This is a genomic window from Aeromonas sp. R4-1 (genome assembly GCF_040908325.1).
GTDB lineage: Bacteria > Pseudomonadota > Gammaproteobacteria > Enterobacterales > Aeromonadaceae > Aeromonas > Aeromonas veronii.
Genome location: NZ_JBFODM010000020.1, coordinates 1 through 6,230 on the forward strand (window position 1 = coordinate 1; position 6,230 = coordinate 6,230).

6 protein-coding genes and 1 pseudogene are annotated in these 6,230 nt (G+C 56.9%); 4 read left to right on the forward strand and 3 right to left on the reverse strand.

Translation table 11 applies throughout. From position 1 onward, the window contains the following. Positions 1–182 (forward strand): annotated as a pseudogene (locus AB5Y90_RS02165) (IS4 family transposase); the annotation flags it as partial. Between the two features lie 18 nt (positions 183–200). Continuing rightward, complete coding sequence (locus tag AB5Y90_RS02170; RefSeq protein ID WP_368166494.1) at positions 201–932, forward strand: hypothetical protein; 732 nt, start codon at positions 201–203, stop codon at positions 930–932. 77 nt (positions 933–1,009) lie between these two features. On the opposite strand, the gene AB5Y90_RS02175 is transcribed toward AB5Y90_RS02170, so the two are convergent. Both AB5Y90_RS02175 and AB5Y90_RS02180 read right to left on the reverse strand, forming a co-directional pair. Further along, positions 1,010–1,213 carry a hypothetical protein gene (locus AB5Y90_RS02175; RefSeq protein ID WP_110303762.1) on the reverse strand — a complete coding sequence of 68 codons (204 nt, stop codon included), beginning with the start codon at positions 1,211–1,213 and terminating at the stop codon, positions 1,010–1,012. Between the two features lie 479 nt (positions 1,214–1,692). After that, positions 1,693–2,934 carry a triacylglycerol lipase gene (locus AB5Y90_RS02180; RefSeq protein WP_307894961.1) on the reverse strand — a complete coding sequence of 414 codons (1,242 nt, stop codon included), beginning with the start codon at positions 2,932–2,934 and terminating at the stop codon, positions 1,693–1,695. A gap of 212 nt (positions 2,935–3,146) precedes the next feature. Between AB5Y90_RS02180 and AB5Y90_RS02185 the strand changes: the two genes are divergently transcribed. Beyond that, positions 3,147–4,151 (forward strand): Wadjet anti-phage system protein JetD domain-containing protein, encoded by a 1,005-nt coding sequence (locus AB5Y90_RS02185; protein ID WP_307894959.1) that lies wholly within the window; start codon positions 3,147–3,149, stop codon positions 4,149–4,151. 41 nt (positions 4,152–4,192) lie between these two features. Here AB5Y90_RS02185 and AB5Y90_RS02190 read toward each other — a convergent pair whose 3' ends face one another. Beyond that, positions 4,193–4,786, reverse strand: coding sequence for a hypothetical protein (locus AB5Y90_RS02190; protein WP_257124878.1), 594 nt, complete (start codon positions 4,784–4,786; stop codon positions 4,193–4,195). 283 nt (positions 4,787–5,069) lie between these two features. On the opposite strand from AB5Y90_RS02190, the gene AB5Y90_RS02195 reads away from it, so the two are divergent. Next, a complete protein-coding gene (locus tag AB5Y90_RS02195) occupies positions 5,070–6,206 on the forward strand; it encodes an ISAs1 family transposase (RefSeq protein ID WP_024943479.1) in 1,137 nt (378 codons plus the stop codon). The last annotated feature ends 24 nt before the right edge of the window (positions 6,207–6,230 follow it).

Sequence of the window (6,230 nt, forward strand, 5' to 3'; positions counted from 1 at the left end):
TAGAGAGAACGATCAAGGTCAATACCAGCAAGAGCCGAACCTATTCGTTCTTTCGGCAAGGGGTCATCTATTACCAGTTGCTACCTAAAATGAAAGAAGCCAATGCGGTCTTGTTGATGGATAAATTTATCTACTACCTGAAGCAACACCGCTTATATACCCGCACACTTGGAATTATTTGAGTCTCTAAAAATGAGGGGATCTCTGAGGCTCTCCCCGTATCAGCCGACGAAGAGCAGTTGCCGGCTGAATATCGCCCCTTTGTGCAGCAGTTGGTCGATGCGGCTGAAGCCCGGGATCATCAGGCCCTTGCCAATCAAATGAAATACCCTTTCAAGCAGGAGTATCCCATTCCCGCCATCAAAACCCCGGCGGAGATGCTGACCCGTTTTGACGAGGTATTTGATGACGCCATTTTAAAAAGCATCGCAACCTCCCGGGTCGGGCAGGATTGGCAGACCATGGGCTGGCGCGGCATCATGCTGGGCAGTGGCGAGGTCTGGATGGATTTTGATGGCAAGGTGATCGGTATCAATCATCAGGCTGCGCAGGCCGCCAAATTGAAAGCCGAGCTTATCGCCAGGCAGAAGAGCGGTCTGCATCCCAGTGTGCGGGAGTACAAGAGCCCTGAGCTGATGTGGCAGACCGAGAAATTTACCATCCGCATCGACGAGTTGGACGATGGCCACTATCGCTACGCCTCCTGGGCCAAGGGCAAGACGCTCGCCGACAAGCCGGATCTGGTGCTGAAAAATGGCACCGTCAGAGTGGAGGGGACGGGGGGCAATCATACCTATCTCTTCACGAGCGGCCCCTATCGCTACGAGTGCGTTGTAACCGTATTGGGTGAGCGAGGCGTGCCACCGGGTGAGCTGGTGGTTTATAAAGACGACGTCGAGATAGTGCACCAACCGGTGATCAAGGTGCTGTGACAGCAAATCCACATAAAGAGAGATCAAAGAGCGGCTAGGTGCCGCTCTTTTGCTTTCGCTAACTGACAGATGATTCGCTAGCTTTGCGGCACCCTGACCCCTTTATCGAGATAGAGGCTGCTGTAGTTGGCCCTGTGGGTGACAAACATCACCTGATGGCGGCTGCCGTCGGAGAGGATAATAAAATCCCCCGCCTGAGCGGGGCTCTGCAAGGTGATCTCTTGCTCGGGGGCGGTCAGGCGATCGACATCTTCCTTGAAGGTGAGGGTGTAAGAGTACATATGGCGCTCCACTGCTGGCTCATATCAAACACTCCGTTGAAGGTAGTTGCTGGTAAGGATGGGCGAGGCGCCCGATTGGCGCTGTTAGCCCAAATATCAGCGATGAGAACGTGCGTGGCTTCAGTCGGGTTGTTCTGCTGAGGTGCGCTTGAGGCGTTTACATCAAGGCCATTGGTATCAAAACGATGGTAAAGGGGCGAAAAGGAGATGAAAAAACCGCCAGCTGGCGGTTTTTCTTATGCGATGGGCCCTACTTCAGGGCCTTCTTCAGCTTCTTGATCTTGCCTTCATGCTTGGCAATTTTCTCAAGACGAGCGGCGATCTTCTTCTTGATCTCTTTCTTGCTTGCTTTGGCCATCGGTGGCGCTCCTTTGCAGTGGGGACACATCAGGTGTCAGTGTGGGTCTTTCCTTTGACCTCCCAGAGTGCCACAGGGCTCCTTTGTGAACCAGCACTCTGTTGCTTTAATAGCCAGCTCGCTATAACTGCAAGGGGCTGAGCCAGCGCAGCAGTTGCTGGCCAACCTGCGGGCTGGCGAGCAGGGCCATATGGCTGGTGCGATAGACAATCAGGGTATGGGCAGGAATAAAGGCAAGCTGATGGCGCGCCTCGCTGTGCTGGCCTAGGGCGCTACGAAGGGGCACCAGTCCATCGCCAATCAACCGGTCGGCCAGCAGGCTGCGCTTGGCGGCGGTAGTCGCGGCAATGGCATAGCAGTTGACGCTGCAGGGCAAGGGGAGTGGGACGCGGGGATCGCGCAAGGGCGCGGCGGGATCGGGTGGGGCGAGCGTCTCGATCACCTTGCCGTGGCGCAGATCCTTGATGCCAGCACTGCGCAGCCGTGCCAGTCTGACGAAGGGCTCGCTGTAGGCGGTGGTGGGCAGCAACTGCTCCAGCCAGTGACCGGCATGTTCGAGCGGTGCGCCGTGGTGTGGTGTGCCGAGAAATATCAGGTTGGCAAGGTGTGCAGGCCAGGTGAGCCCGGCCACGCCGGCATGGTGGCAGGCGCTGCGTGCAACCAGTCCCCCCATGCTATAGCCCATTATCGTTATCTCTTTGAGCTCTCCCGGCCAGTGGGCGAACAGCTGTTCCAGCAACAGGGCCAGCGCCTGCCCGTTCTGTGCGATGGGCAGGCCCGAGTTGTAGCGCAGGTAAAGAGGCTGATAGCCAAGCGCGTTGGCAAGTTGCTCTCCGTGATTGACCGGCTTGCCTTGATGCTCGGTCTGCCACTGCAGATCGTTCATGCAGAGGCCATGGATCATCAGCAGCACCCGTCCCTCGCGGGGTAGATCCTCCGGCATCGCTTGCCAATCGAGGGGCTTGCCCTGATAGCGCAGTGTCATGGGGGTGGCGAGGGCATTGTGGTGCTCGACCAGCTTGTCCCCCAACACGCCGTTGAGCGTGGCGATCAGGGCCGCACGTTTCGGGGTTTCGGGGATCTGGTGGGGCGGCGGTGTGGCTGGCATGCGGCTGAGCAGTTGGTTGATGCCGCTGCTTAGGCTGTTGGCGGCGCCATGTACCCCCTTGTGGACCAGCCCGGTGATCCCGGCTGTTTTTCCCTCATCCCGTCCCTTGAGCCCCATACCGCTCAGTACCGCCTGATGTACCGCTTCGGTGATCTCTACCGCGGCGGGCAGCGCCAGAGTCAGCAGGTGCGCCAGCTCGCGGATATCCGAAAGATGCCAGGAAGAGGATGGCGATGGGTCTGTGGCGTCGGTCATGGCAAGCCCTTGTGAAAGCGGGTATCGCGTTGTCGTGCCGCGAAGAGCGCAGTGTATCTCTATATCAAACCAGCTTGCGCCCTTTGTGGCAGGTTTACCAGTAACGGGCCATGCATGGCGGGGCTGATAAGGACCGCTTGCGAAGCCGGTCACGGTAATGACAGGGAAAATCACCTCTACTTCGTCATATGAAGCCACATGGAGAGGTGAGGATGTCGCTGTTTGATGAGGTGCAGATACAGGCGCTCTGTGCAAAGTTGCTCGATAGCCAGAACGAGAAGGGGTGCTCCCTTGAGAGTCGGCATGGCCGCGAGTTGAAGGAGTTGTTGCAGGCGGTGGGCGGAGTCGAGTCAGTTGGGCGCAGTTCCCGTCATATATTGACCGAAGCGGGGCGGACTTATCTGACCGGACAACTGGCTCGGGCAGCGCCCCCTGAACCGGACAAGCGTGAGCAGTTGCAACGAATGGGAGTGAGTTTGCCTGCACGGCTCAATCAGGCCTGCTTTTATGCCCTCTGGCATGGGGACAGCAAGCATCCGCGATCAGCATCCCTTGCAGCGCCACAGCTTGCGAACTTGGCGCTCACGCAGGATGAGGTGATCCGCATCCGTACCCTCGAACCGCTCTCACTGGTCGATCGGCACGGTCAGCAGCACGATATGACGGCAATAATGGCGCTGCTGGGGGAATTGGCGTTGCCGGAGCGGACTCTGGGCACGCTGGCGACCATCGGCTGGCAAGGGGAGCGGGTCATTACGGTGGAGAACAAGGGGGCCTTTGTCGACTACCCGCTGCAACCTGGGCAACTGCTGCTTTTTGCCCCCGGTCGCAATACCACCCTGGCCAAGCAGCTGATCCCGCTGCTGCCTGCGGGCGTGCAGTGGGCACATTTTGGCGATCTCGATCAACGGGGTATCGATATTGCCGTCGAGCTGGCGCGCGAGCTAAATCGACCGGTCATGCTCTGGCTTCCCTGTGAACTGCAACCTTATCTGGATCATTACGCCCGTCCGGTACGCACCTTTGCGGCGGGCAGTGGCAAGGTGCCCTGGCGTGTGACGACGCAGGCTGATCAGGTCGATGATTATGGCTCGCCGGCAGGCGTTCCCTGGCTTGAGAAGCTGATCACAGACGGGACTTGGCTGGAGCAGGAGGTTTTGATTCTGGCCCCTCACTGGCGGAGCTGGTCATTGGAAGAGATGGGCAATCAGGTGTGAAACGGGGAGGCCGCGCTCCCCGTCATTTCGTGGTCAGCTGTTTACTTGGCGTTGATGGGCCCATTGGTGCCGGCATCATTATCGACCCAGCCATCTTCACCCTTGATGCGGCGATCCCCCTGAATGGTGTAGATGACCATGCCATCCTTGAACACCAGCGCGCCATCGGATTTCTTGGCATTGACCTTCTTGTCGTTGACCCACACCTGATCCTTGCCATCGATGCGGATATTGGCCACGGTGGCGCCGGTTTGGGGGAAGGTGGCGATCCAGTTGCCCGTATAGGGGCTGCCGCTGGTTGCCGCGGCCGGAGCATTGCCAACACCGGCAGCCGCGTTCTCAGCCTTGGTTTTGTTGATATCGCAGCCATTAAGCTCGCTCACCTGAGTGCAACCCGAGCGCTCCAGCTTCTGCTCATAGCTCAGATTCAGACCGCCCTCCGTGGCCGGGGCGGCCATGCCAAATCCCGCCTTGGCATTTTCCGCTTTGGTTTTGTGAATGTTACAGCCCTGCGCCTCGGTGACCTGGGTGCAGCCGGATCGCTCCAGTTGCTCGGCATATTTGGCGCTGATGGCGTGGGCAGGAGCGATACCGAGCAGGGTCAGGGTGATGAGCAGAGCAGCATTCCTGGACATAGATAATCCCTCAAAGATGTAAGTCATGCAGGTTCATCCGCGCAGTTGCGGCAGTGAACGGTCGGCCTCTCCTGAGCATCCGAGACAGATGCACAGCTGGCGTATTCACGTTAGCACCTTGGGCCAACCGCGCCCAGCGATGTGGCCGGAAGATAAGGCGAGAGGTGATACGGGTGGGGAGTGCAGGGCAGGGCAAGATCGCGAACGTTTTTTAAGCAGGGCACGAGGATTTGACCGACCGAACAGGGTGTGATCTTATACTCTCTTTTACGGGAGTTTCGTCATGAACCATCAAGCGGCATTTACCCAATTCTTCTCCGAACTTGAAGACCCTCGTCAGACAACCAAAATCGCGTACCCCTTCTTCGATGTGGTTTTTCTCACCGTCTGTGCTGCTATTGGTGGAGCTCAAGGTTGGGAAGATATCGAGCTTTTCGGCGAGGCACATCTGGAATGGTTTCAGCGTAATGGATTGTTTCATAACGGATTACCTGTTCACGACACCATAGCCAGGATCATCTCCCGTATTCAACCGGAGCAATTCCAGAACGCCTTCGTCCGCTGGATGCAAGCAACATCAGAACGTACCGATGGTGAGCTGATTGCCATTGACGGCAAGACCTTACGCAGCTCTTACGACCGAGACAGTCGTCAGTCTACCATTCATATGGTCAGTGCCTTTGCCGCTGAGAATCGTCTGGTGCTCGGGCAAGTCAAAACAGATGAGAAATCTAACGAAATCACCGCCATTCCTGAATTACTGGCACTCCTCGATATAAAAGGCTGCCTGGTATCCATCGATGCCATGGGCTGCCAGACTGGAATAGCCTCAACCATAGTCAAGGGCGGTGGCGACTACTTGCTGGCGGTAAAAGGTAACCAGCCCACACTGCATAATGCAGTACGCGCAGCTCTGGCCGAGTCGACCAAGAAGCCGCTGAGTGAAGAAACGCTCAGTGTCGAGAAAGAGCACGGTCGCATCGATGGCCGCGAGTACCATGTGTTACCAGCCGGAGCACTATCAGAGCAATTTCCAGAGTGGAAATCGCTGAAGACTGTCGGTGTCGCAATATCCTATCGAATTGAAAATATGGAAAAATTTTCGATGGAGTATCGCTACTACATCAGCTCGGCTGAACTGACACCAGAGCAGTTTGCTTCAGCGGTACGAGGGCACTGGGCAATTGAAAATAGCCTGCACTGGGTTCTGGATGTCGTGATGAATGAGGATGCCTGCCAGATATATCGAGGTGATGCCCCTCAAATATTGGCCTGTGCACGACACATGGCGCAAAACATGCTGCGAGCCGAAACCAGCCGTAAGGCAAGCTTGCGGAAGAAGCAGCAATTTGCGGGCATGAGCAGCCCATATCTGGAAAAGGTATTGGATTCAGGGCTGGCTGAATTGAAGTCAATTTAACAATATGTTCACGCTCTCGCCCTG